The 584-nt window shown below is 65.9% G+C and carries 1 protein-coding gene; it reads right to left on the bottom strand.

Annotated elements, in window-relative coordinates; all coding sequences use genetic code 11:
* Positions 1-584 (bottom strand): glucose/galactose MFS transporter (gene gluP / locus AC1DOP_RS27235; protein ID WP_477254407.1); only part of this gene is annotated, 584 nt, incomplete at both ends.

Genomic DNA, 584 nt, shown 5'->3' with positions numbered 1-584 from the left:
GCCATGACCGTAGGTRCCGATSGCATCKCCGGCCATCACTTCCACGCCGACGTAKACGAACAGGCACAGCACGCCCAGCCAMAGRTGCGGGAACTGGAAGATGCTGGTGCGCTCGGCSKTGCCKGGCRCGCSSGCCGGKGTGGCRTTGGCYTCGGMGGYCTTSAKTTCGGGCAGCGGCGAGAACARYACSSCCACCGCCAGCASCACCAGCAAACCGGCCATGGCCAGATACGGCGCGTGGATCTTGGCCGCGAACTGGTTGAGCAGCGTGGCCTTGGTGGCCGCATCGGCGGCCTGCACCTGGGCGTCGAGATCACCGATGCCATGCAGCACCAGGGTGCCGATCAATATCGGCGCAAGGATGCCAGCGATCTTGTTGCAGATGCCCATCATCGCGATGCGCCGTGCGGCGGTTTCGATCGGGCCGAGGATGGAGATGTACGGGTTGATCGCGGTCTGCAGCAGCGCAAGGCCGCTACCGATCACGAACAGGCCGCCCAGTGCACCGGGATACCAGCGCTGGGTGGCGAATTCACCGAACAGCGCCGCACCACCGGCCATCACCAGCAGGCTCAGGCTCAGGC

The organism is Massilia sp. 01N410, assembly GCF_056399665.1.
This window is presented reverse-complemented; position numbering and strand designations above follow the sequence as displayed.